The sequence below is a fragment of the Vibrio sp. D417a genome, from assembly GCF_030248595.1.
Classification (GTDB): domain Bacteria; phylum Pseudomonadota; class Gammaproteobacteria; order Enterobacterales; family Vibrionaceae; genus Vibrio; species Vibrio alginolyticus.
Genome location: NZ_JAHGAM010000004.1, coordinates 194,603 through 218,484 on the forward strand (window position 1 = coordinate 194,603; position 23,882 = coordinate 218,484).

28 protein-coding genes are annotated in these 23,882 nt (G+C 41.4%); 14 read left to right on the plus strand and 14 right to left on the minus strand.

The window, feature by feature from the left end:
• The 10 genes from KI742_RS04635 to KI742_RS04680 all read left to right on the plus strand — a co-directional run bounded on the left by KI742_RS04635 (nt 1) and on the right by KI742_RS04680 (nt 7,765).
• Nucleotides 1–360, plus strand: a complete 360-nt coding sequence (locus tag KI742_RS04635; protein WP_005477647.1) for a DUF1293 family protein — start codon at nt 1–3, stop codon at nt 358–360.
• Between the two features lie 3 nt (nt 361–363).
• Complete coding sequence (locus KI742_RS04640) at nt 364–594, plus strand: hypothetical protein (RefSeq protein WP_005477619.1); 231 nt, start codon at nt 364–366, stop codon at nt 592–594.
• A gap of 5 nt (nt 595–599) precedes the next feature.
• A complete protein-coding gene (locus KI742_RS04645) occupies nt 600–845 on the plus strand; it encodes a hypothetical protein (protein WP_140116215.1) in 246 nt (81 codons plus the stop codon).
• A gap of 168 nt (nt 846–1,013) precedes the next feature.
• The gene (locus KI742_RS04650; protein WP_285384866.1) at nt 1,014–2,528 is read left to right on the plus strand and encodes a hypothetical protein; all 1,515 of its coding nucleotides are present in this window, start codon (nt 1,014–1,016) and stop codon (nt 2,526–2,528) included.
• Nucleotide 2,529: 1 nt separating this feature from the next.
• Entirely contained in the window at nt 2,530–2,874 is a 345-nt protein-coding gene (locus tag KI742_RS04655) for a DUF2523 family protein (protein WP_005477634.1), read from the plus strand.
• A 4-nt stretch (nt 2,875–2,878) separates the two neighbouring features.
• The gene (locus tag KI742_RS04660) at nt 2,879–4,264 is read left to right on the plus strand and encodes a zonular occludens toxin domain-containing protein (protein WP_031419350.1); all 1,386 of its coding nucleotides are present in this window, start codon (nt 2,879–2,881) and stop codon (nt 4,262–4,264) included.
• On the plus strand, nt 4,264–4,407 hold the full coding sequence (locus tag KI742_RS04665; protein WP_017636214.1) for a hypothetical protein: 144 nt from the start codon (nt 4,264–4,266) through the stop codon (nt 4,405–4,407). Before KI742_RS04660 ends, KI742_RS04665 begins: the two co-directional genes overlap by 1 nt.
• Nucleotides 4,408–4,962: 555 nt before the next feature.
• Nucleotides 4,963–5,175, plus strand: a complete 213-nt coding sequence (locus KI742_RS04670) for a hypothetical protein (protein ID WP_285384869.1) — start codon at nt 4,963–4,965, stop codon at nt 5,173–5,175.
• Nucleotides 5,176–5,283: 108 nt separating this feature from the next.
• Complete coding sequence (locus KI742_RS04675) at nt 5,284–6,918, plus strand: P-loop NTPase fold protein (protein ID WP_285384870.1); 1,635 nt, start codon at nt 5,284–5,286, stop codon at nt 6,916–6,918.
• Between the two features lie 142 nt (nt 6,919–7,060).
• Nucleotides 7,061–7,765 (plus strand): phospholipase D family protein, encoded by a 705-nt coding sequence (locus KI742_RS04680; RefSeq protein ID WP_285384871.1) that lies wholly within the window; start codon nt 7,061–7,063, stop codon nt 7,763–7,765.
• A gap of 30 nt (nt 7,766–7,795) precedes the next feature.
• Here KI742_RS04680 and KI742_RS04685 read toward each other — a convergent pair whose 3' ends face one another.
• From KI742_RS04685 to KI742_RS04695, 3 genes are all read right to left on the minus strand, one after another.
• The gene (locus tag KI742_RS04685; RefSeq protein ID WP_045624244.1) at nt 7,796–8,161 is read right to left on the minus strand and encodes a phage protein; all 366 of its coding nucleotides are present in this window, start codon (nt 8,159–8,161) and stop codon (nt 7,796–7,798) included.
• An 87-nt stretch (nt 8,162–8,248) separates the two neighbouring features.
• On the minus strand, nt 8,249–8,446 hold the full coding sequence (locus KI742_RS04690; RefSeq protein WP_285384872.1) for a hypothetical protein: 198 nt from the start codon (nt 8,444–8,446) through the stop codon (nt 8,249–8,251).
• A 454-nt stretch (nt 8,447–8,900) separates the two neighbouring features.
• Nucleotides 8,901–9,080, minus strand: a complete 180-nt coding sequence (locus KI742_RS04695) for a hypothetical protein (protein WP_285384873.1) — start codon at nt 9,078–9,080, stop codon at nt 8,901–8,903.
• A gap of 81 nt (nt 9,081–9,161) precedes the next feature.
• Between KI742_RS04695 and KI742_RS04700 the strand changes: the two genes are divergently transcribed.
• The gene (locus KI742_RS04700; RefSeq protein ID WP_132936446.1) at nt 9,162–10,001 is read left to right on the plus strand and encodes a LysR family transcriptional regulator; all 840 of its coding nucleotides are present in this window, start codon (nt 9,162–9,164) and stop codon (nt 9,999–10,001) included.
• A 296-nt stretch (nt 10,002–10,297) separates the two neighbouring features.
• Nucleotides 10,298–10,510: a hypothetical protein gene (locus KI742_RS04705; protein ID WP_005376260.1), complete on the plus strand. Its 213-nt coding sequence runs from the start codon at nt 10,298–10,300 to the stop codon at nt 10,508–10,510.
• 90 nt (nt 10,511–10,600) lie between these two features.
• Here KI742_RS04705 and KI742_RS04710 read toward each other — a convergent pair whose 3' ends face one another.
• From KI742_RS04710 to KI742_RS04755, 10 genes are all read right to left on the minus strand, one after another.
• Nucleotides 10,601–10,990, minus strand: coding sequence for a universal stress protein (locus tag KI742_RS04710; protein ID WP_005376258.1), 390 nt, complete (start codon nt 10,988–10,990; stop codon nt 10,601–10,603).
• An 873-nt stretch (nt 10,991–11,863) separates the two neighbouring features.
• Nucleotides 11,864–12,025, minus strand: a complete 162-nt coding sequence (locus KI742_RS04715; RefSeq protein WP_005376257.1) for a YoaH family protein — start codon at nt 12,023–12,025, stop codon at nt 11,864–11,866.
• Nucleotides 12,026–12,066: 41 nt separating this feature from the next.
• Nucleotides 12,067–13,188 (minus strand): conjugal transfer protein TraF, encoded by a 1,122-nt coding sequence (locus KI742_RS04720; protein ID WP_132936445.1) that lies wholly within the window; start codon nt 13,186–13,188, stop codon nt 12,067–12,069.
• Nucleotides 13,189–13,248: 60 nt separating this feature from the next.
• The gene (locus KI742_RS04725; protein WP_005388048.1) at nt 13,249–14,130 is read right to left on the minus strand and encodes a DUF2861 family protein; all 882 of its coding nucleotides are present in this window, start codon (nt 14,128–14,130) and stop codon (nt 13,249–13,251) included.
• Between the two features lie 6 nt (nt 14,131–14,136).
• Nucleotides 14,137–14,799: a response regulator transcription factor VxrB gene (gene vxrB / locus KI742_RS04730; protein ID WP_005376251.1), complete on the minus strand. Its 663-nt coding sequence runs from the start codon at nt 14,797–14,799 to the stop codon at nt 14,137–14,139.
• Nucleotides 14,774–16,228 carry a sensor histidine kinase VxrA gene (vxrA, locus tag KI742_RS04735; RefSeq protein ID WP_025767766.1) on the minus strand — a complete coding sequence of 485 codons (1,455 nt, stop codon included), beginning with the start codon at nt 16,226–16,228 and terminating at the stop codon, nt 14,774–14,776. The genes vxrB and vxrA overlap by 26 nt, the downstream gene beginning before the upstream one ends.
• A gap of 155 nt (nt 16,229–16,383) precedes the next feature.
• Nucleotides 16,384–17,760, minus strand: coding sequence for a Re/Si-specific NAD(P)(+) transhydrogenase subunit beta (gene pntB / locus KI742_RS04740; protein WP_005376248.1), 1,377 nt, complete (start codon nt 17,758–17,760; stop codon nt 16,384–16,386).
• 8 nt (nt 17,761–17,768) lie between these two features.
• The gene (locus tag KI742_RS04745) at nt 17,769–19,325 is read right to left on the minus strand and encodes a Re/Si-specific NAD(P)(+) transhydrogenase subunit alpha (protein WP_213971870.1); all 1,557 of its coding nucleotides are present in this window, start codon (nt 19,323–19,325) and stop codon (nt 17,769–17,771) included.
• 434 nt (nt 19,326–19,759) lie between these two features.
• A complete protein-coding gene (locus tag KI742_RS04750) occupies nt 19,760–20,041 on the minus strand; it encodes an HlyU family transcriptional regulator (RefSeq protein ID WP_005376244.1) in 282 nt (93 codons plus the stop codon).
• Between the two features lie 41 nt (nt 20,042–20,082).
• Entirely contained in the window at nt 20,083–20,451 is a 369-nt protein-coding gene (locus tag KI742_RS04755; protein ID WP_005376241.1) for a late competence development ComFB family protein, read from the minus strand.
• Nucleotides 20,452–20,704: 253 nt separating this feature from the next.
• Between KI742_RS04755 and KI742_RS04760 the strand changes: the two genes are divergently transcribed.
• Nucleotides 20,705–21,943 carry a diguanylate cyclase gene (locus tag KI742_RS04760; protein WP_258650136.1) on the plus strand — a complete coding sequence of 413 codons (1,239 nt, stop codon included), beginning with the start codon at nt 20,705–20,707 and terminating at the stop codon, nt 21,941–21,943.
• Nucleotides 21,944–22,194: 251 nt separating this feature from the next.
• On the opposite strand, the gene KI742_RS04765 is transcribed toward KI742_RS04760, so the two are convergent.
• A complete protein-coding gene (locus KI742_RS04765; RefSeq protein ID WP_213899942.1) occupies nt 22,195–23,154 on the minus strand; it encodes a diguanylate cyclase in 960 nt (319 codons plus the stop codon).
• A 273-nt stretch (nt 23,155–23,427) separates the two neighbouring features.
• Between KI742_RS04765 and KI742_RS04770 the strand changes: the two genes are divergently transcribed.
• Entirely contained in the window at nt 23,428–23,865 is a 438-nt protein-coding gene (locus tag KI742_RS04770) for a DUF3069 domain-containing protein (protein ID WP_005376232.1), read from the plus strand.
• The last annotated feature ends 17 nt before the right edge of the window (nt 23,866–23,882 follow it).

Genomic DNA, 23,882 nt, shown 5'->3' on the forward strand with positions numbered 1-23,882 from the left:
ATGGCTAAATCCGTTTTTGTACTTGGCATGGATATCACTTGGAACTCAGCACGTGGTGACAGTGCTCAACTGAACGTGTCGCGTCCTCTACGTGAAATCAACTCAGAGAAATTCAAACGCCGCACTATCGGTGAATCCGGTGATGTGAATCCCCAATGGGATCAACCTTTGATGATTGACCATGAATATGCCCTGCTTCTTGAGCGCACTGGTGCTCTCGTTCCTCGCCGTGAATACCAATTGCGCTTGGAGATTAACCCAGAAGACCCATTGGCAGGCGCTATCGTGACTGAGCTTATTCCAGTCGACCAAGAAATTAAGAAGCACTTCGAGGCTTCAATGAAACCCGTTCAAGGCTAAAAAATGTCTGTATGCGTCACCGTCGTTAACCAGTATGGCAATTTGAAAGCAACGAAAACGCCTGTTGCGGATTGCCAAGAATACGTGCTGATTTCGGCGGTGGACTACCAAGAATATAAGGAACCAGTCCTATTCAACGGTGACTTGTTCCTGTATGTCAGTGGCGTGCTCTTGATCAACATGGTCGTTGGTCACTGGGTGGGTCGTGTTGTTCGCCTTATGAGTAAAAGGTAAATCTTATGAAAAAACTAGAACTTGTTGTAACTAACGTAAAACACGCAGTCGTAAACAAAAAAACCGCAGCTGGCGCTGCTCTTATGGTTGCGTCTGTCTCTCCAGCGTTCGCTGAAGTCGATATCACGGGCGCAATCAACTCTGCGGTATCCGGTGGCCAAGCTAACGTATCACTGGTTGTGGCGGGTCTGATTGGTATGGCTGCACTGGGCTTTGGTGTGACAATGGTTGTTGGCTTCTTGCGTAAATAACGGCTCACCTCTATGCCTCCTTTATCGGGTAATTTACTTGGAGATGTTCTCGCTATCGTTCTAGGTGTTGCCTTTGCGGGGGCATTCCTCCACGGCTTTGTGAGTGGCATCAATACTCACTAATCAACGGATAAAGGGAGCTTCGGCTCCCTTTTTAATGGTGAAAATGTGAATAAGTCACTCTTTTTACTTTTGTTTTCGTGCTTGTTCTTATCACTTAATGCAAGCGCAGTTCAACCAACTTACAGCGCTAGCGATGTTGCCGCTTATCCTAACTGTAACTTGTCCTTGGGTAAAAGGGTTAACCCTTACTCGTATGTTTCTTGTTATGAAAATAAGTTTGTTAACTACAAAGACTTCTATACGACATCATGCTCTATAGAGAGTAGTAAATTCTCTTTGATGATTATTTGCAACACAACCAGTCCCAGTTACCCGAGGTATCACGCTGCAACGTTTCTTCATCGTACCGCTAAATGTCCAGCAGACCATGAAAAAGTAGAGGATGGTGATGGTTACACCTGTGAACCTATCGTTCCTGAATGTGAACTTGGCGAAAACCCTGACGGCTCATGTATGGATGCTTGCCAGTTCAAACAGTCCATTGGTGATACGGTGAAATTGCATTGGCACCCTGCGGTTTACGGCGAACTGGTGACGGGCGCTTGCTACGGTGACTACGGTGCCACTCGATGCGAAATGACCAAAAACGAATCTACCATTATTTGTACTGGCGTTCCTGATGGACAGTACACGCCCGACTCTCAATGTTCTCTCAAGTTCGCGTTCACTGGTCGTCAGTGTGAAGGTGGTACTTTGTTTTGGGGCGATAAGGGACCGGATGAACCCATCATTCCACCTGATGAACCGGAAGACCCAACCCATGACCCTGACGACCCAACAGGCGAGATTGAAGACCCAAGTGTCCTACCCGATGATTCAACCAACACGGTTAATCCCGGTGTCGTTGATGATAAGCCGGATGTAGAAGACCCTGACACGGATGAATCGACAGACACGGCAGTCCTTTCTGCTATTAAAGGGCTTAACGTGGATGTGAACAAAGGCATTCATGATCTTAACGTCGATATCAACCAGTCACACGCGGACATCACCAACGCGGTGATTGATGTGAAAGGCTCTTTGGTCGATAACACCCAAGCCATTCAAGAGCAGCAAATCAATGACAACAAAATTTATAAAAACACCAAGGCACTCATCCAACAAGCCAACGGCGATATCACTACGGCGGTGAACAACAATACCAACGCCACCATTGGTATTCGTAACGATTTAAAAGGGCTTGGTGATTCTGTGGGCGAACTCGATAGCAGCTTAAATGCGATTGAGGGTCTATTGACTGGCTCTGAGTTTGGTACACCTACGGGCACCGCTATCACTGGCGAAATCTTCACAGCAGAAGACTTTGCCAACCTGCAAACCACGATAGATGAAAAAGCCGAATCCATTCAAGGCTATGTGGACGACATCAAAGGCTTAATCACTATCGGCACCAACTTCAACAACGGAACATTAAGCGACAAGTCTTTCAATATCAAAGGCGCAACCGTTGAATCAGGACTACAGCGTTTTGATGCGGTATCGGGTTATGTGCGCCCTGTCGTGCTGTTCATTTGTGCCTTAATCGCCCTTTGGGTTCTGTTTGGTAATCGGAGTAAATAACATGGAATACATCTACTCAGCATTAGAGTTTATTGCCAACATTGGGCAAACCTTTCTCGACTTCTTTGATGTGGCGATTGAATGGATAAAGAACGCGTTTGAATATGGCGCGATGTGGCTTATCTCAGTATGGCTCGATATCAAGATTGCCTCGATACAAATCGCACTCAAGATTGCGCAGCTGCTGCTCGAAGAATATGGCGTCTATACGCTTGTCGAAGACCGCTTTAATGCGCTTCCCTCTGACGTCCGTTATATCTTGACCGAATACGGCGTCACCTCTGGGCTACGTGTCATCTTTGATGCGTTCGCTACGTCTTTAGTTATGCGTTTCTTTAACTGGTGATTGAATGGCTACTTCATTTCGATACGGTCACGGTGGCTCTTACAAATCGGCTTGCGCCGTGTGGTTTGACTTACTGCCTGCACTGCGTGAAGGTCGAATTTGCATTACCAACATTCATGGCATGCAGCCACTTGAAGTGATTGAACAACGCCTTGGTGAGAAGTTCCCTGATACAGCTCGGCTCATTCGCATTAGCTCTCGCAATCCTGAAGGCTTCGAGCTTTGGAAATACTTTTTCTGTTGGGCGCCCATTGGGGCGTTCATCCTCATTGATGAGTGTCAGCAAATCTTCTCGGTCAATGCAGGTTTCAAAATGGCGAACATACACAAGCGCCCTTTCACTGAGTTTGAGCCTCACTTACCGGAAGGATTCTCTGAGCTGTTTCACTCTCGTTGGCTAACGATTGATACGTCCAGCTTGGACAATGGCGAGATAGACGATTGCCAACGCACACGTTTTGATGAGCAAGGGCGCATCATCTATCCCGAGAACTTTAACAACGCCTTTATGGAGCACCGGCACTACAACTGGGACATTGTGTTGCTCACGCCTGACTTTGCTCAAATCCCGAAAGAGTTAAAAGGTGTCGCGGAGTTGGCCAAGCAACATAAGGGTAAAGATGGGATCTTCTTTTCCAACCGTAAACCGCGCATCTTGGAACATGACCCGACGCGAACGGTCACCAAACCAAGCAAAGACGATGTGGTTTATAACCTCAAGGTGCCGCTTGATGTCCACCTACTCTACGCCTCGACTGTCACGGGGCAAATCACCAAATCGGGACTTGGAAAGAACATCTTTCTTAACCCGAAATTCTTAGCAGCTATGGCACTGGTCGTGCTTTCATTTGGGTACTTAGTTTATGCGCTTATTGGTATGGTTTCTGATTCTGAGACGACAACTGCGGAAGGAACGCAGCTTCATCAAACTTCGCAGCAAAGTGGCGTTTCGACTTCGCAAGGTCAAGCACGTCCTGGTCAAAGTGGTTCGCCTGGTTCTGTCATGGGTTCTAGTGGTTCTGGCTGTACGGGTTCTGGTTGCGGGAATGAGTCTTATCATGACGTAGGCACCGTTCCGGCTTGGTTCCCACTGGCGAACTCAGAGAGTATCTATGTCTCTGCCGTGGAACGTTGGCACAAAGCCACCTCGATACACGTCAACGTGCATTTTGAGGTTGTCACACCACGCGGTGTGACTTACCTCGATGACGGATTCCTAAACAAGTTGGGCGTCAAGATGGAATATCTGGACGATTGCCTCGTCCAGCTGTCTCGCGGCGCATCCAACTTCTATGTCACGTGTTCGCCGTATGAGCAATATGCACAACGGCAGGAGCAAGATATTGAACTCAAACCCGTTGGCGGTTTGTTTAGTGGAGACGAAACCTAATGAATGAATACGTAACGCATGGGCAGCTGGTTGAAATCGTCGAGCTGTTTGATCATCTCTCGATAGTGAATGCAGTCATTGTGGTGCTCGTGTATGACCTTGCGAGATACCTCCTAGGGAAACTGGTCGACTACTTCAATTAAAGGCACGGTGCCAGCCCCGAAGGGATAAGGAGTTGCGGAGCGACGACGAGGCACCAAGCCGCCCACCTTAGCAAAACCTAGCCTCATTACTTAATCGGCGCGGTTAGCCGCCCAAAGCTACTTGGATGCTGCCGCCCTCCTTCCTGCTAGACCAGCCTCGCAGAGACTATCCACACCAAAGGCGCGTTAACCTACCGGAACGCTGCATACCCACAACATCAAAGCTTTGCGAGTGTCGAGCAATGCTTACTCTTCTTTTATGGGTTCTCTCCGACGGACGCGCGGAGCAAGTGAGGACGGGCTAGGACGATTGCGCGACGTGCGGCGGGAGGTCAAACCCCCGAATCTGTATTACGGGGGTAAATTCCCACTGAGTACTAACCTCATGCTCTGAGACAAACTGTTCTTAGTTTTTATTTCCGACAGATCTCCCCAAATAATATGCAATCTGTTTGATCGTTGTGGGTTTTAGTTATAATCAACTCTGTTAGTATTAAAACATTTTTACATGCTCGGTATTGAGCTATTAGTCCATTAACATCAGAAGGTTAAACAATGAATAAAAATAAGTTTGAATTGGTTGATATTGCAAAGGCAGGAGCAAGCCTCGTGTTGGACGCTTCCAAGTACAACAAGTTTGAGTTAGTTGAGATAGCCCAGTCAATAAGCTCTGGCTGTACACTACATCTTACTAATTGTTCGAGCAAAACAAAGTTTGAACTTATTGATATTATAGAGGCTGCTCCACAAAGAGTTACCCTTCAGTAGTTTGATGTAGGAGAAGATTAAGAAAATGAAAGTGAATGATTTTATATTTAAATTATTCACTTTAACCACTTTACACTATATTTAATGAAATTTATTTAAAGTTGAAATATGTTATATGTTAATAATGCCGTGTACAGTTATTGGTTTGACACTTATAACTGGGATTTAATAAATTGCGGAATGAATCGAAGAGATTATGGAAAGTTTCTATCTTCTTATGTTAGATCGCAAAATACATCAATGGTTTTAAACTTAAATGGCTCTTGGGGGACCGGAAAGACATACTTTCTTAAGCAGTTATATACTGAATTTTTAAAATCACACTCTTTGCCAACAATTTATATAGATGCTTGGAGCTCTGATTTTAGCAAAGACCCTCTTTTAGTTATTATTTCAGAGTTTCTTGAGCAGTTAGAAGCGCTATTTATATCTGAAAAAGACTCATCCTCATTCGATAAAATAAGAACAAAAAATGAAATATTTAAGAATTTATGGCGGTTAACAAAAAAAACATACAATGGAGCATTGGATATAGGTGCAGTTTACACAGCATCGAAATTAGATGATTATGATTCAACAGGTCTTTTAAAGTTAATTGAGCATATCAAAGTTGAAGATAGTACACACATTGGTTCAGTATCTGAGCCAGTATTAGGAAAATCATTAACTGATAATTATAAAAAGCAGTTAAATGCTATTAAAGATACAAGAGCGCTACTATCTAGATATTCGGAATACATACGCGATAACAATAAAGGAAATATTATAGTCCTCGTAGATGAACTGGATAGATGTAGACCAACTTATGCTATAGAAATGCTAGAAGTTATTAAGCATTTTTTTGATATTGACAACTTCATTTTTATCATTGCGACTGATACAGAACAGTTGAGCCATTCTATTAAATCTGTATATGGAAACTCATTTGATGGAAATGAATATCTTTCTAGATTTTTTAATCGAAGGGCTGAGCTACCAAAAGTTTCCGAGTCTAGCTTTGTTCAGTATTTAATAGAAAAAAATCAAGCAAAGAAACTCATTGAATCAGCCAATTTAATAGATAAGTACATCACTAAGTCTAATACCAATACTGTAACTGCCGTATTTTTTGAATGTTCAGTAATATACTCACTTTCGCTAAGAAGATTAGAACAGATTTTTCATAAGTTCATGTCTATAATTAGTTTTGAAATGGAGAATGAAAATCGTTATTTCGATTCCCATATACTTATCCAATTACTCTGCGAATACGAAAATAATGAATATCATGATGTATATTCCGCGAGGAAGAAATATGGGATGGCAACAAAAAAAGTATCAAAAGATTATGACTACAATGGAAACTATCATACTTGGGTACTTAGAGATTGTTCGTTTTTAAATAAAAAGTATTCAGATTTAAAACTTAACAACGAAGATAGTCTTTATCAAATAGAGGATAAGAATGTTTATCCATGGGGTTACTCAGAACTAACCATTAGAGTGCAAGAATATTATGAAGTGGCATGGAAGTTTGCTTTCGGATTTACGGACAGCAAAGGTATACGTAAAAAATCAAAATTGATAGGCAACCTCAAAAGCAATAAGCCTAACGAATACACAGATGCTGTTAGGGCACTAAGTTTCATAGGTACTGTTTTTAATTCATACATTGATAACGCCTCAAATATGCTTGAGCATGATGAGTGCCTAACAATAGATTGTTACTATAACTATGTTGAGTTAGCACAAACTCTTTCATAAAGGCATTACTATCGCTTTTTATTAAACGATGTAAAGACTTGCTAGTATGTTTATGCTTCGCGTTTTGTATTTGTGGCTCTTGATCCAACTGGTACTTAGTCGTAGCCTGTATGTGCTAGGTTTTATATGTCAAGGATATGAAATGGCTAAGTTTTTAAACACAAGTGCAACAAACTACTACCTCGAAGAACTGATCAAGAACGCTTCTGAAAGGCTGATTCTCATCAGCCCTTTTCTCAAGCTTAACGATCGGATTCGAGAGCTTTTGGAAGACAAAGACCGATTAAAAATCGACATTCGAATTGTCTATGGGAAAAGCGAGCTACAACCCGATGAGATTAACTGGCTTAAAGGTCTCTCCTTTGTGCGTACCAGTTTTTGCAAAAACCTCCATGCAAAGTGTTACATGAACGAAAGTGCTTGTATCATTACAAGCCTAAACCTCTACGAGTTCAGCCAAGTAAACAATAACGAAATGGGTATCTTCATTGACCGTGACGAAGACCCCAATGTCTACAAAGATTCCTATGAAGAAGCGCAACGTATTATTCGTATTAGCGATGAGGTTCGTATTTCATTAGAGAAGGTTACATCATCTACCAATGACCCTTCTAAAATTGAAGACTCAGAACCAGAAAAAGCCAAGCTAACTTCATCCAAGCTAGCCAAGAAGCACAAAATTAAAACAGATGACTTTCTTCAGATGTGTGTAAGCAAAGGCTACTTATCTTTCGATGATGGAAAACATTCTTTAACCGAAGAAGGGAAATCGTTGGGTGGCGAGTTCAAGTACAGTAAACGTTTTGGTCCTTACTTTATCTGGCCAGAGTCATTAGAGGTTGAATAGACAAAATAAGGCTCCTGCTGGAGCCTTAAATCACACTATTTTCTTTAGCACTCTTGCATACTTCAATATTTGGTGAGCAACCTTTATATCATTCGATGCACCTAACTCAAGTAAAGCAACCCCAATCAATACTTGCTGCGCAGTAACCAACTGCCCTGTTGGAAGCTCTAATCGATCATGCCTCATTACGAAGTTTTCCCAATCTTCACAAGAGCTCAATTCCCTACCCTTATTCATCCTCATCAAGCGTTTACACTCTGGCGGAATGGATTTTCCTTTATCCCATTCTTTGACCGTTCTCACAGTTTTTAAACAAAGTTTGGCAGCTTCTTCGACGGTTAAACCACATTCAAATTCACGAAAAATATAGTTTTTAGTCATTTCGTGATACTTCATTGAATTGTCCCTCAAAAGAGAGACATTTTATAGGATACGCATATGCAATCGTATTCAACATAAGCGCCCATAATGCGAACTTAAGAGTTAGAAGATTAGCATTGGTGAAGTCAGTTTAGTTACACCGTATTTGGCTGTAGCTGCTTTGCAAGCCTCATCAGCTGTCTTGTATGGACCGTGAACTTCGATTTCACCACAGCGACAACTTGATAATAACCAGTCATCAACTTTAAAACCGTGTGGCTGACTAAGTTCCTTCATTGTATCTTGGGTTACGTTCAACACTGTACACGTTGGTTCTGCATCTTGCTCATTCGATATGAGTCAACATGGACACGCATTTGCTTAACCCAAACGTGTAAGTACTAGATTATCTTTATAGGAACAAGGAATCTAACAGGTGTAAACTCTCTACTTTTCAATCTATACCTAGATCTTTCTTCATATGCTCACTCAACTCGTTAGTGGTTCTTACATTAATCTTATGTTTGCAATGATGGATTCTCAACTCTTCACCAAATAATTTTACTAGTGATTTGGTATACAAAGCACTAATATTATTTATTATTCTATACAATGTATCTTTCTGATAAACAGATCTTTTCGAATTTTGTATTGCAGTCTTCATATTTAAATATCCTCACACGTTTAACTTTATAATTTAAAGTGTCAATTTCAACTTTTATTATTACTTTTTCCGATATGGAATGAGTCATTATCAATGATGCACAATCAAGAATTAAATCACCCGATCCAACTTAGTAATTTCACGAGACAAATTTTTTATTTTTAAATCTTTATTTTTTATATTTAATCCGATTGATTTAATTTCTTCAGGATATCGGTTTAACTTAATATCCAATATGATTTTATTAAGATAGTAGTCTGCCTTTATTTCATGGCGGCTTTTAAATATCATTGTCCCCCTCCGATGAAGCAAGTTATACTTTCCCACCAGTTAAAAGACAACGTGACTCAGAGTTGCAAAAAGGTAACAATCATGGAATTGATGAACAATGAGCTGATCTGCTTTGCAGCCATTTGTAAACACCTCTCTCTTACAGAGGCATCAAAAGAACTTGGAAAGTCGAAAGCTCAAGTCAGCAGGCAGCTAGCAGCATTAGAAAAACAACTTGGTGTAACACTCGTCCACAGGACAACAAGGAAACTCGTTTTAACTGATCATGGCGAAAGCATTAGAGAGCTTGCTATCAAGACGTTAGAGGGTTTGCACGAGTTAAATTACAGAGCTAGCTCGTTGAGTGAATGCATTGATGGAAAGTTTAAAATCACAATGCCCAACTCTATAGCCTCTTCTATTTTTGGTTCTGTTCTTAAAGACTTACAAGAACGATATCCAAAAGTTGATTTTGAAATATCGTCAAGTAACAATGTAGAAAATTTATTAGAAAGCAATGTAGATTTAGCGATTAGGCTTAATAATGTTATTGATGACACTCTTATTGCACATAAACTTGGTGATTATAGTGATGTTTTGATATCTAGGGTAAGTAATGCCAACCACAAAACACTATTAATCTACAAACATCATTCGAATAAGGAATCAATTAAAAGTCAATATACTGATGTTATCGAAGTTGATAACACCTCTATTTTAATAAACTTTGTTTCTGAGGGAGTTGGGGTTGGTGTCATTCCAAACTATCTTGTTAAAAGTAACTATATAGACAAAAACATCCGAATATCGCAAACTTTTGATATAGAACGTTCCATGTATATGGCCTACCCTTATCAAAACCCTTTGCCAAGAAAGCTAGCCGAGATATCTACTTTTATTAGGTCTGAGTTATCACAAGTATTGAAGAGTGAGTCATTTTAGGGCGGTTGTTCAGATTTAGAATTTTGCGTTGTCTACTCAACTAGGCCTAACGCTAATCTTTGTAACATATTGTTTCAGCGGTATTTATTAACTCCCCCATCTTTATGCTTGCTATCACAATGTGAGATGCTCTGCCGTCTTGTTATCAAGGTTTTGCGTGGAATAAATCACGTGGGGTAAACGATAGATTGACTTACATTAAAATTTTCATCAAAAGCAACTTTATATAAAATTGATTTCATACCAATCTGTGTGTATCTTCTACCCATATCCCCACAATAACCAAGGAGAATGCCATGGATAAGCTACTCGCGTCTGCATTAGAAATTAAGCAGCGAACTATGGTGACTGGCTTTTTTGCTAGAAATGGATTCAAAATCGCTATGACCGATTTTGATGATGTCACTTTTGAGCGAGAAGGCGTGCAAGTTAACGTACATTTTGATCTGCAGTCAAACGCGGAGTCTGCATCTGTTTTATCTCATGAGGCATCAATCATTCCTGGCTAAAAACTTTTATTATCACCGATACACCAAGCCGAACATAAACGTTCGGCTTTTTAGTGACAAAAAATGATGAGTGCGAACAAGAGTTGTCGATCACTCGTCTAAATAGACGATTAATAAATCAGCTTCAACTTCGTTCACAACCTTTGGTATCGATGAAAAAAAGCGACTCAATAAGTTGTGATGATGACCACAGACAACTAAATCTATCCCCTCTTTTTTGACGATTCCCGATAGTTTTATATGAAGATCGCCGATTACTACCATGGTCTCGTTTACTGGGCATAAGCATTTATCAGCGAGCTCTTGCAGCCTTCTTTCCAATTCTTGCTCTTCCTTCGCTTCCATGACTATGCGATCAACATCTACGTAAACAAATGAGAGTTTGCTGCTTGAGTTATCCGCTTGCATTATTGCTTTTTCGATAACGGCTTGGCTAGATTTAGATAAGTCGACAGCAACCAAAACGTGCTTGTAACCCATCATTCCTCCCTTGGTTAGTTTTTGTTCTCATATTAAGTCTAGTCCACATAGAGCGAACACAACATCAAAACTACTGCTACATGATAGTTAAAGGAGTTTAGTGTAAAACAGGCAAATAGTTTTCATTACAACCTTGTTGCTTCCTCTCATCCAAAGATCAACGATGTTTTTCCAATTTCTTCTCTAATTATCGGACTATTTAACAGGAAGGACGTCAGGAAACGTTACGTTGTAATAGGCGTTACTGCTCTTGATTTCTACTACTCTTGAGGTTTCATATTACCCACTTCAACGTCGCCTAGTTTAGTAAAACTACTTTAGGTTAAGCGTGTTCAATATGTAACGCTCCGCTCAAATCCAGGAGACGTATTTCGGCTAAAAAAGCAGCTAAATAAGATGAATTTCGATTCATCTATTACATATGTCTGCGAGTGCTTACTGTTCTTATATCGCGTATTTAATAAGTCTAGTTTAATTACCGTTATAAGTTACGGTGTATCTTTTTTCTTTTTTCAGCATAATCCTCTACCTGGGAACGAAGCTCTCTTGGGTTTTGTAATTAAATTACAAGATCAATCGCGACCAATATGGTTGGCAGATTAAAAGACCGAGGTAAACAATTGATATAATAGAGTTTAACTTATAAGTTCTTTAAAAAATGCCTAACTACCTGCACTGTGTAAGCCAAGGTTAATATGATGAGGTAAAATTTTACTAACCCGCTATTTAGTTTTAAAGGTAATTGAACAAGATTAAAATCATAGAGGTATAGTAAATTTTAGTTACAGCGTAACCAGGGTGGTGTTTGGGAGTGTAAAGGAATAGAAAATAGAAAGGCAAAAAAACAGGGCGTATGCCCTGTCCATGAATTGATTAGTTTTGTTGCTGTTGTTTTTCTGCGTACTCAGAACGAATCCGTTCGGCAACAATTTTGATAGCTTCTGCAGTACTTGTGCCCTTCGCCATCAATTCTTGAATTCTCTCTACAGCTTGTTGTTGTTCTTGGTGAGATAGAGGGGGTAAATCGTCAAACATAAAAAGCTCCTCATTTTGAGGAGCTGACTATAACGATTCAATTAATAGGTAGCAAGGAAATTAATGGATGCACCCATAGCGTTCTCGTTTGTGTACTGAGCTGCGATATCCAATTCGAACAACTTAAGTGGAGACAACCCGATACCAGCAGTAATGGTTCCTTCGTCATTACTTCGAGCTAAGTTCTTCATATACCCTGCTCGTAATGCCATTTGACGCAAAATATCAAATTCAATACCAGCTCGAATCATTTGCGTATTATCATCAAAGGATGAAAAACGTTTTTCTTCGTTAAGATCGTAGTCAACACTCATCGTAAAGTAATCGGCAACAATCCCTGCCCCAACGGTGTATACAGGACGCATGCTATATTCGTATGATTTTATCGTATCGCTGCCATATTGGAATGATTTTGTTTTAACGTCTCTTCCGATCAAATTTTTCGCTGAAATACCGAGACGATATGGGCCAAAGAACCAAAGTGCGCCGGCGTCTAAGTTGAACATCGTTTCCGCGGTCTCATTTTCACGTAAGTCTTTAGTATCAAAATTCTGAAAACTCGTGGCGTATGAGTATGTGTATATACGCTGAAGTTTAGGAGTAACACCAAAAGAAAGGTGTTGGTTCATGAAATTAGTGTATTTAGCAAGTGAAATACCAGCTTCAGCCACGCCAATAGAAACACCTTGTACATAGCTATCATCTAATGGATTAGTACCTGAGGTATCAACATTTGGTTGTACGAATGATTCAGTGTATAACTTACCGTATGCAGTTGCAGATAAGAATTTGTTGGGAATACCAATGGCAACGACACCACCAAGATCAAAGTCTGTCTTTTTCCCATCGATAGCATCCATCGATTTTTTGATTTCATCGACGTCTGTCAATTTGCTGATGCGTTCGATCTCATCAACTAGATCATATTGATCATCGTAGCTGCCACCAAAACTTGGCACGATCATGCCTGCATCGTCATTTCGGCGATAAATCGCAGTAAGAGCGGGGTTGAAAAAAGACGCAGTTAGATAAGTTGCTGATACGGTACCAACGCCACCCATTGCATCACTACGAGCCTCTATCGCATAAGTAGCAGCAGAGGCAGCATTAGCGAAAAGAATAGTAGCAACAGAAGTGGCAAGAATTTTATATTTGTTTTTCATACTACACTTGTGATTTTAGTTCGTCCTGAACCTTTATCGGCACAAGTAGTATTTCTTTAACTATTCTTCCTGGGAAAGATCATAGGTTCGGCTAATAGTTTGAGCCTGCTCAACAATTATATCGCCCTGCCAACGGCGACTATTGATACTTACCGCCAATACGTATCTATCGTTTGGGACACCCGCTAGCTCCAATGAATTTGGATAATTAGACTCGTAAGTCTTTTTCCACATTTGCTCGTACTGGCCATCAATGTAGTCATACAAACCGACTTCAAGTTGCGGTAATGGACAATGGGGATTACGAAGTGCGCTCTTTTCTACTTTCCAATTCTCTTTAGATGTCCAACGAACATATTGAGAAGAGTTTGAATCTCCAAGTATTACCCAAGTTCGATACTCTTGTTTATCAGTAGAAACAACGGTTAAGTGATATAAACCAGCTTCAAGCTTACCTGTTAAGTTATAGCGTTTCGAGTAACTACGCTCGTTGGCAAGTTCTGTCCCGTTCGGCTGTTGTTCATAGCTGAATGAACTGTCCGCGGATATAGAATCATCCACCCATCGATTAAATGAAATATTTTCGATGTCAGTTGTAGCTCTTAGCTTGATCACCAATCTAAATGTATCTCGCCCAGGGCTTTGAATAGTCTGACGAATAACGTTCACACCACTTATCCAATCAGGCAGCGTTACACCAGTGAGAGCCTTGCCACAGTTTTTAGATAGTGACTGACCAAGAAGATCATTAAGGTGAGGAGTCAAATCTTTACTTGGTTCCGTTTGCCAGAGTTCAACAAGAGAGTTGAACATACCCGCAAGATCATCTTCAAGTAAGTGTTGATGTGCCTGTGTTAAAGGCGTGTTAGTTTGAAACCAGTCCATCGCATGGACTGGTTTCACTAACGCTAATGAGACAACTACAGGGAGTAGTATTTTCATTACGACTTATGCTTTCATCTTGTAGCCAACACCACGAAGTGTTTCAATTTCCAGTCCTGGCAGTTTTTGACGAAGCTGTAATACATGTGTATCAACCGTACGTGTTGTCGGGAAGTGATTGTAACCCCAAACGTGGTCAAGTAGCTCATCACGAGTAAACACGCGACCTAAGTTTGACGCCAAAAATAGCAGCAAATCAAACTCTGTTCGAGTAAGCGTAATTAGCTCGTCTTTATAAGTCACTTCACGAGTCGAGCGGTCAATCTCTAAGTCTTTTGTAATCACTTTATCAGCGTTGCTTTGTTCTGCTGAATCCGGTGCTCGTAGCTGTGCACGGATTCTCGCAAAAAGCTCCGCTTCAGCAAAAGGCTTTGTTAAGTAGTCGTTCGCGCCGGAATCAAGGCCTGCAACTTTATCTTTTACGGTAACAAGTGCCGTTAACAAGATAACTGGTACGTCTTTAATCTGTTTCCATTCTGGGAGACATTGTACAGAGTCACCATCTGGGAGTTGGCGATCGAGAATTACCAAGTCAGCTTTTTTCCATTGTGGCTCTACGTCTGCAATACGCTCCACATGTAAACACTCATATCCTGCTTGTTCCAGGCTTACTAACAGGCCGTCAGCCAAGTTTTTATCGTCCTCAACGAGAAGCAGTGTCTGTTTCACAAGGTATCTCCAATATAAAAGTTGTAGGTGGTCCCATTAAGGACATTTTTCCGCCCATGCGGCCTACCATAGATTCAACGATTGTTAATCCAAGTCCTAACCCGCTCTTACTTACGAACGGTTTCTTCAAATTTGCCCAATCTTTAGCCGTTAGGCCTCCTGCATCTCGGACTTGGAATACTATTTTTTCTTCACTAGTTGAGACATCTAATTCAACCGGTGCGACACCGTACTTAAGCGCATTACGAAGCAAGTTATCGATACAAGTTCCTAACCAGTACACATTAACTTTAGCAGCCACATCTTCATTGATGTTAAAAAGCACGGCACTATCAAATTCTTCTTCGATCTTAAATTCTAACCAATCTGCAACGGATGGTACCCAGTCTGTTGCAAGCATTTGGTTATCAGATTGCAAATAATCTTTACTCGCTTCTGCCAATTGACGCAGGCGGCGCGTATCTTCACACAATCTGCGGAATTCGTCATACACACTTTCAGGCAAATGCTCGAACTCTCGACGAAAGCCCTCAACCGTTAGTGACAGAGATGCAATCGGTGTTCTGAGCTCATGCGTTAAAATTTGCAACACGAGCATTCTACTACGTAGTTCTTCTCGCTTGCTATTCCAACGGTACACCGCCCAACCAATCACCAAAAGAATATTGGCGATTACCAGTATGATCATACTGATCCGCAAAACTTGCGAGTGATCTTCTACATCCCAACAAATATTGCCTCGTTTAACAAAGCAACTTTTGCTTTGAGAGGCTAGAGCGTATGACAGACCCGCATTCGCTACGTTCTCTTGCCAGATATCTTTCTCGAAAACAAAGTAACGGTCACCACGTCTTAGCCAAAGTTCGTTACCTTCAATAAACATGCTCGCGCCCGCAATCAAAGCATTAATGGCGTCGTCATCCATGTTTTTCAAGCTTTCTAGCAACTCATCCCCTTCCTCGTTATCACGCTCTTTTATATGCATGTACTGAGATAGTTTGGGTTTGAGTTCTGGATACTTATCCACATAACGTGCCGCATACGTCCCACCACCAGGGTGAATGAGACCACTACGCGAGAACCAACGAGGTGTCAGCTGCGTCCCTTTACAAATCGCCCTTGTAAATACTAAAGGCTCAGTAATTAAAGGACTTAATGGTAATTTGCCACGACAAGTATTCGCCAAGCTGTAAAGCTGTTGGATATCTTTTAACGGATAGTCAGACGTTTGCGGCAGAAGCGAATCTGGCGCAAGTAACTTGGTAGGATAATTTGATTGCAGAATACGAATATCGTACGACTTAAGAGCTACTTCATAGTTAAATAGCTCTGTAAACGTATCTATTCTTTCTGGTAGTGAATCGGAAAATGCAGGTGCCGAAAAAAGCGGCAATACAGTTGCAAAACCGAGCAAAAACTTTTTAATCAAACTGTTACCGTCACTTGTTACATTAGCCAAAACTATACATCAATCTACAAGCAATTGACATCTGCTAACAGAAGGATTTGCATTACTATAACATTGAAACGGAACAAAAAAGGGCCAGCGATTGCTGACCCTGTATAGTTTTAAATCAAGAATGGTTAAAGTGCTTTAAAAATAGACTCAACACTTTCTTTCGCATCACCAAATAGCATTGATGTATTTTCTTTGAAGAACAGTGGGTTCTGTACTCCTGCGTAACCAGTATTCATTGAGCGCTTGAATACCACTACGTTTTTCGCGTTCCATACCTCCAATACGGGCATACCAGCGATTGGGCTGTTCGGATCTTCCAGTGCGGCTGGGTTGACCGTATCGTTAGCACCGATAACCAATACGGTATCGGTTTCTGCAAAGTCATCATTGATTTCATCCATTTCAAGAACGATATCATACGGTACTTTTGCTTCAGCGAGTAACACATTCATATGCCCCGGTAGACGACCCGCTACTGGGTGAATCCCAAAGCGAACTTCAATACCTTGTGAACGAAGTACATCAGTAATTTCATGAACAGGGTATTGTGCCTGAGCTACTGCCATGCCATATCCTGGAGTGATGATTACTGATTTTGAGTTCTTCAACATCTCTGCAACTTCTTCAGCCGTTGTTTCACGATATTCGCCCTGCTCTTCGTCACCTGAAATCACTATCTCTTGACCAAAACCACCGGCAATAACACTGATAAACGAACGGTTCATTGCTTTACACATGATGTAAGAAAGAATCGCACCTGATGAACCTACCAAAGCACCTGTTACAATCAATAGATCATTTGCTAGCATGAAACCTGCTGCCGCTGCTGCCCAACCTGAGTATGAGTTCAACATAGAGACAACAACTGGCATATCTGCACCACCGATTGAAGCGACTAAATGGTAGCCGAATGCGAACGCGATCAAAGTCATCACAATAAGAGCGAACATGCTGCCATCTGCTTTTACGAAGTAGATCATAAGAAGCGTAGAAATAACAACCGCTGCGAGGTTCATTTTGTGCTTATGAGGCAGATTAAGTGGCGACGAAGAAATCACACCACGCAGCTTACCAAATGCGACAATTGAACCGGTGAAAGTTACGGCACCGATGAACACACCCAAGAATACTTCTACAAGGTGGATAACATGCTCAGCATGTGTTGCTGCTTCTGGCGCATCTAGGTAGCTGTTGTAGCCAACTAAAACCGCAGCTAAACCTACAAAACTGTGTAGAATCGCAACCAGTTCTGGCATCTCGGTCATTTCTACTTTCTTCGCATAGAAAATACCGATCGCACCACCTATCGCCATCGCGATAATGATCCAACCAAAACCTTGCGCATCTGGGCTAAAGATCGTCGCTATTAGCGCGATCGTCATACCAGCGATACCGTAGTAGTTACCATTACGAGCAGACTCTTGCTTTGAAAGCCCCGCCAAACTCATGATGAAAAATAATGCAGCAACAATGTAAGCTGCTTGTACTAATCCTGCAGACATTGTGACTCCTATTTATCTTTGCGGAACATTTCAAGCATACGCTTGGTGACGGTGAAACCACCGAAGATATTGATACTCGCGATCAATACGGCAATAAAAGATAGGAATGAAACGACGCCATTACCTTGTCCAATTTGCAGTAATGCACCAACGACAATAATGCCAGAGATAGCATTCGTTACTGACATTAGTGGAGTATGAAGTGCATGGGTAACATTCCATACTACGTAGTATCCGACAACACACGCTAGAACAAATACAGTAAAGTGAGAAAGAAACGCTGCCGGAGCAACCGATGCTACCCATGCAAAGGCTCCAACAGCCGCTGCCACACCAATAATTTTCTTCGTTGGAGACGTAGGTTCTTCTACTTTAGGCTCTGGCTTTACAGGCTGTTCTTGTTTCACTTGCGGCTGAGCTGAAACCTGAATTGGTGGCGCTGGCCAAGTAACTTCACCTGCTTTCACCACGGTAACGCCACGGATAACAACATCTTCAAAATCAATATTGATGTTGCCATCTTTCTCTTTACACAGCAGTTTTAGAAGATTGACAAGGTTTGTCGCGTAAAGCTGAGAAGATTGTGTTGGCAAACGACCAACCATGTCAGTGTAACCAACAATTTTTACGCCGTTATCCGTCATGATAACTTGGTCTTTCACTGTATATTCACAGTTACCGCCATTAGCAGCTGCCAAGTCGACAACTACACTGCCCGCTTTCATGCTGTCGACCATTTCTTTGGTGATCAACTTCGGCGCAGGTTTACCAGGGATGAGCGCGGTCGTAATAATGATATCAACATCTTTAGCTTGCTCTGCGTATAACTCTGCCGCTTTTTTGTTGAAGTCATCAGACATTTCTTTTGCGTAGCCATCCCCAGAGCCTGACTCTTCTTGAAAGTCAACGGTCAGGAACTCAGCGCCCATCGATTCAACTTGCTCTTTTACTTCTGGGCGGACGTCAAACGCACGGACAATGGCACCTAAGCTACCTGCAGCACCGATAGCCGCCAAGCCAGCGACGCCAGCCCCCGCAACCAATACTTTCGCTGGAGGTACTTTACCGGCAGCCGTAATTTGACCTGTAAAGAAACGACCAAACTCATGAGCTGCCTCAACCACTGCACGATAACCAGCGATATTAGCCATCGAAGATAGCGCGTCTAAGGCTTGTGCACGTGAGATACGAGGAACGGAATCCATGGCAAGAACGTTAATGTTCTTACTGGAAAGTTGTTCCATCAACTCAGCATTTTGAGCCGGCCAAATAAAGCTAACCAGTGTTGCTCCATCTTGCAGTAACGCAATTTCGTCAATGCCTTGCTCATCATCCACAATTGGCGCATTAACTTTTAAAATAAGGCCAGATGCCCAAACTTCTTCACTAGAAACGATTTTCGCACCAGCTGCTTCATAAGCGGCATCATCGAAACTCGCTAGCACCCCCGCTTGGGATTCAATCGCGACATCGAATCCCAATTTTATTAACTGCTCAACCGACTTCGGCGATGCAGCCACTCGCGATTCACCCGCGAGTATCTCTTTAGGTACACCGATTTGCAAAACGCATACTCCTTGTATACATATCAATAAATTAGTCCCAAAACAGAGCGTCGCTCTACTCTAATTCTTTTTTATTTCTATCTGTTTACCACGCAAGACAATTGCAAACGAAAGATGATGTTTGGGGACACCCATTTGCACAATAACACCTTGACTAACAGCCCTGTTATTATTCTGTTTGTATCGAACGCGTCTCATTACTTCAAGTGTTTTGTAATTTAAATACTAAATTTCATTACATATAACGCTAAGTAATGAATTATTGTCGCTCTGTGCACGAAAAATAACAACGCAACACCGTACTAGACTGAGGTCTAACCAGGTAACGATTAAATACTGACTTAACAGAGATTTAAGCGTTAAAAAGAAAGAGCCACTAGCATATACACTAATGGCTCTTTTTAAGATGACTGGAATCAAATTGCAGTAAATTGCTAGTCGAAGATTTTATCGCCCATTTGATCAATAAACATTTGAGATTTCTTCAACATAAGGTCATTGGCATCTTGCTCTGAGCCAAGCAAATCGGAGCGAATAAACCGATGTGTTTTCACTTCATCATTGTCATGCTTTTCTATTCGACCAGCGATGCGATATTGTCCGCCCTCTGAAAGGCTCTCTGGGTAAATAAGGAAACCTTTATACTCAACTGGTTCGATATTTTTGGCTTCAACCGTTTTCTCACTACCACCAAACAAACGCGAAAAAAATCCCACGATTCCTCCTTGGGTCAGCTCACTAGTCAACTGAGCGACTCTTACTTAATATTAACGTTAAGGATCGGTTTTTCATACCAATCCAACTCTTTGTCATCATCATAACTAGTATGGGAAAAAATTACAGGCACATCATACTCTCGGTTCTTACGCCTGTCTTCTTTCACCATTTCTGCGGCGTTTTTCACCGCTATATCCGCGCTTTGCTTAAACTGGCTTAATTTTTGTTCAGGAAGTGAAGACAAAAAATCAATATCATGACGGATATAGACAGGCTTGAGCTGGATAAGCGCAAGGCAAGCAATATCGGCTAACTGTTCGTTGTCATACTGTTCTAAAAATTCGGGCAAACTGAGAACCTGGCCTACTAATGTTTCCATGTAGTTGTGCACATCTGAGCTTATTTGCATCTGTAAATCTCCTTTTTCCTATGAAATGAGTATAGCAACGACTTGTTTATAACAACTTATTGATTGCTCTTAATTTAATCAATCTCTCTCTTTTTGCCGTAATGTCTTCCAAAATACTTGGGAAAAGGAACAAATAGACGTATTCTTGCTAGTTCTCAAAGTTCGAAATTCAATAACGGATAAATATCCATATTGATAAAACGATTTACCTAACCAATTATATAGTCAACTATTTTCAGGCAGTTTGTAATAGATGTCCTCATCGTCAATGACTTCATCAGGCTTCAGATTCTTATTCCCTTTTTTGCTACTGGGCATAGTGAGTTCGGGCATGGACAGCATTATTCAGATGACTCAGGCAAACTGGGGCATTGCCGCAAACTTGCCGTACATACTATTAGGTTGTGCGCTACTCCTTTGTTATTCATTTAAGCAAGGCAGAGAGTCCATGGTGTGCTTGGCAATGTTGCTAGCCTACTTCGTGATACAGCACCGCCTACAAGTCCCGCTTCAAAGTGGTACCGCTTTACTTGAGCTAACCATTTTAGCCACGTTACTTCCTGTCTCGTTTCTTACGGTATTTTTGTTTAGTAAAGAAGGTTTTGACTCCAGAGCCATGTTGACTTATATCTTGATGTTAGCAATGTTCGTTCTTTGGTCTTATCTAACGCTAGCATATTACGTTGAAGGAGGGTTTGAACAATGGACAAGCGGTATTTTATTTATTGTACCGACCGTCTCTAAACTGCCTTTAATTCTTGTTTTATATTGCGTGGGTATTGTCTGTTTTCTTGGAATCCTTGTTTTAAAGAAGAATGAAATTATCCATGCGATGACCTACTCTGCCATGGTATTGGCGTCTGCGACGTTCATTTTCTTTGATGTGCAGTACATATCAAGCACCATGTTTACGCTAACAGGGCTGCTTATCATTATTTATGCCGCTTCCGCTAGCCATCAACTGGCTTTCACCGATAGCCTAACGCTGATTCCGAGCAGACGTGCACTTGATCTCGATCTAAAACACATGGGTAAGAAGTTCACGATCGCAATGCTTGATGTTGACCATTTTAAAAAGTTTAACGACACCTACGGTCACGATACTGGTGATGACGTTCTAAAAATGGTCGCTTCGCGCCTCACTAAAACCCCAGGCGGCGCAAAAGTTTATCGATTTGGCGGAGAAGAATTTACCATCGTTTTTAAAGGCAAATACGCTGACGAATGTAAGAACTTTTTGGAAGAAGCTCGCAAATCGATTGCAGAATACGAGATGATATTACGCGATGAAGAATCTCGCCCTGAGAACCATAAACAAGGACAAAAACGTCGTGGTAGCAACAGTTCGAAAAGAAAGTCGGTTTTTGTTACCGCAAGTTTCGGAGTTGCTGATAGCCGGAATGGGCAAGCTCCTCTGGACGTTGTTAAATCAGCGGACGAAGCACTTTACAAAGCGAAAAAGGCGGGACGTAACTGCATAAAGCTTCGTTAGGCCCTAACCAATCGTGAAAGTTAACAAGCTTGTCTGGGTTTAAAACAAAACCGAACTTCCCCATCAGCATAATAACTGCACTCATCGTTGCCACTATCCCGATGTCATCTATCTAATCAAAGGTATAAGGTATACGCCCGATTGCGACATTCCGTTCGCACTGTTTGCCTATCTTACTTTGAGTTAGCTTTAAAATAACCACTAAAAAGTGACAACGCAACAAAAAGAGTAGCATTCATAAGATTTTGTTTTTAAAAAGAATTAACTACAGTATGTGTGTTTCTTCCCAAAGACTTCGAGGTATATAGTGCTTTATCAACGGTTGCATACAAGTCTGATTGCACTTCTTTCCCTGTCGGTTGAAAAACAAAAACACCTTGTGACACTGTCACTCTATTTGACACACTAGAATAATCATGTGGGTAATCGAGAAAATACATAGCCTCTTGTATACGCTCGGCTTCTCTTTCTGCTGTTTGAGTGTCGGTACACCCTAGCAACACAACAAACTCTTCTCCACCATATCGACCTACATATTCCCCAGAGCGACAAAAAGTAGCCTTGAGTTGATTCGCAATCGCTTGCAAGCAACGATCGCCTTCAATATGACCGTAATTATCATTAAACGGTTTAAAAAAATCGACGTCCAATAGAATCAAAGCCATTGGCATGTTGTGACGGCCATGCCATGCAACCATCGATTCCAACTTATGGTCGATATAACGGCGGTTATAGAGTTTGGTTAGGCCATCTTCATTCGCTTGCTGAGTCAAAAGTTGATTAACCTGCTCCAATTGAGCTGTCGCTTGCTTAAGCTCTCGTCTCATATGAGCAATACGCTGCATTGCGATAAGTTTAGAGTTCAGTACCAGTTTATCTACCGGCTTAATTAAATAGTCATCACCGCCCGCATCTATGGCTTTAGCAATCATTTCTGGCTCTTCGTGACTACTCAAGAAAATAATTGGGATCCAATCCGGAAACGTTTCTCTTATATGAAGAGAGACTTCAAAACCGTTCATATCTGGCATTGATATATCGAGTAACACCAGTTCCGGATCAAAACTCTCATAGGTATTTAACGCCTCTAGTCCACTACCTACGGCTTTTACAATATGTCCAAGTTGCTTTAGACGAATAGCCAGCTGCATCCTGTCTAGCTGAACATCGTCAACCAGAAGGATTCGCATCGATGTCCCTATCGGTTGCATAACGCGTTCCATTTTTAATTATGTCTTTATTAAACATATACCATACTCATAGAGTTGTTGCATTCGACTCATAATTAAGTGCTATATTTTTGTTTGAATATCACGGAATCCATTGCATAAAGCAATTAGACTGAACGTTACCCTATCTAATCATGGCCTGTGAGCAGAAGTTCAACAAACTCATTCACTTTGGTCATCTTGCGGACTAATGGGTATAGCTATTTGATGCATTTGGTATTAATATTCCCGCCTTTTTGTAATGAGAGACACACCATGTCAGAAGCAACTAACAGCGAAAGCAAAAAAATCGATCTAGCCAGCATTTCTCCAGAGCTACGTAAAGTTATCGAATTTGACGAAGTTCCAGAGCAAATGTTCGAAATGGTTACCTCTATCCATGAAGTGTCTGAAGAAGCGGTACGTGAATCATGGGACGAAATGCCAGCAAGTGCACAGAACATTCTAGACAACTTTGAACAGTTTCATGCTCTAGTTTCTGTAGGCCAAGCATTCGCTGGTATTAATGTGATGGAAGAGTTCCCTACTCTTAATCTGCCAGAAAACATGACAGATGAAGATAAAGAAGAATACCGTGCTCAACTACTTGATAATGTGCTTCACAACTGCGTGAAAGACATGGTTAAGCAACTGAAGAAAGCACGTCGTGACCCACTTCTTAAGCGTGAATTCAAAGAAGTATTCGCGAAGTAATTCCGACATTCTTCTAG

Coding starts and splice junctions, on each gene's coding strand:
- KI742_RS04635 (WP_005477647.1), top strand. CDS start 1: ATGGCTAAATCCGTTTTTGTACTTGGCATGGATATCACTTGGAACTCA.
- KI742_RS04640 (WP_005477619.1), top strand. CDS start 364: ATGTCTGTATGCGTCACCGTCGTTAACCAGTATGGCAATTTGAAAGCA.
- KI742_RS04645 (WP_140116215.1), top strand. CDS start 600: ATGAAAAAACTAGAACTTGTTGTAACTAACGTAAAACACGCAGTCGTA.
- KI742_RS04655 (WP_005477634.1), top strand. CDS start 2,530: ATGGAATACATCTACTCAGCATTAGAGTTTATTGCCAACATTGGGCAA.
- KI742_RS04660 (WP_031419350.1), top strand. CDS start 2,879: ATGGCTACTTCATTTCGATACGGTCACGGTGGCTCTTACAAATCGGCT.
- KI742_RS04665 (WP_017636214.1), top strand. CDS start 4,264: ATGAATGAATACGTAACGCATGGGCAGCTGGTTGAAATCGTCGAGCTG.
- KI742_RS04670 (WP_285384869.1), top strand. CDS start 4,963: ATGAATAAAAATAAGTTTGAATTGGTTGATATTGCAAAGGCAGGAGCA.
- KI742_RS04675 (WP_285384870.1), top strand. CDS start 5,284: ATGTTATATGTTAATAATGCCGTGTACAGTTATTGGTTTGACACTTAT.
- KI742_RS04680 (WP_285384871.1), top strand. CDS start 7,061: ATGGCTAAGTTTTTAAACACAAGTGCAACAAACTACTACCTCGAAGAA.
- KI742_RS04685 (WP_045624244.1), bottom strand. CDS start 8,161: ATGAAGTATCACGAAATGACTAAAAACTATATTTTTCGTGAATTTGAA.
- KI742_RS04695 (WP_285384873.1), bottom strand. CDS start 9,080: ATGATATTTAAAAGCCGCCATGAAATAAAGGCAGACTACTATCTTAAT.
- KI742_RS04700 (WP_132936446.1), top strand. CDS start 9,162: ATGGAATTGATGAACAATGAGCTGATCTGCTTTGCAGCCATTTGTAAA.
- KI742_RS04705 (WP_005376260.1), top strand. CDS start 10,298: ATGGATAAGCTACTCGCGTCTGCATTAGAAATTAAGCAGCGAACTATG.
- KI742_RS04710 (WP_005376258.1), bottom strand. CDS start 10,990: ATGGGTTACAAGCACGTTTTGGTTGCTGTCGACTTATCTAAATCTAGC.
- KI742_RS04715 (WP_005376257.1), bottom strand. CDS start 12,025: ATGTTTGACGATTTACCCCCTCTATCTCACCAAGAACAACAACAAGCT.
- KI742_RS04720 (WP_132936445.1), bottom strand. CDS start 13,188: ATGAAAAACAAATATAAAATTCTTGCCACTTCTGTTGCTACTATTCTT.
- KI742_RS04725 (WP_005388048.1), bottom strand. CDS start 14,130: ATGAAAATACTACTCCCTGTAGTTGTCTCATTAGCGTTAGTGAAACCA.
- pntB (WP_005376248.1), bottom strand. CDS start 17,760: ATGTCTGCAGGATTAGTACAAGCAGCTTACATTGTTGCTGCATTATTT.
- KI742_RS04755 (WP_005376241.1), bottom strand. CDS start 20,451: ATGCAAATAAGCTCAGATGTGCACAACTACATGGAAACATTAGTAGGC.
- KI742_RS04760 (WP_258650136.1), top strand. CDS start 20,705: ATGTCCTCATCGTCAATGACTTCATCAGGCTTCAGATTCTTATTCCCT.
- KI742_RS04765 (WP_213899942.1), bottom strand. CDS start 23,154: ATGCAACCGATAGGGACATCGATGCGAATCCTTCTGGTTGACGATGTT.
- KI742_RS04770 (WP_005376232.1), top strand. CDS start 23,428: ATGTCAGAAGCAACTAACAGCGAAAGCAAAAAAATCGATCTAGCCAGC.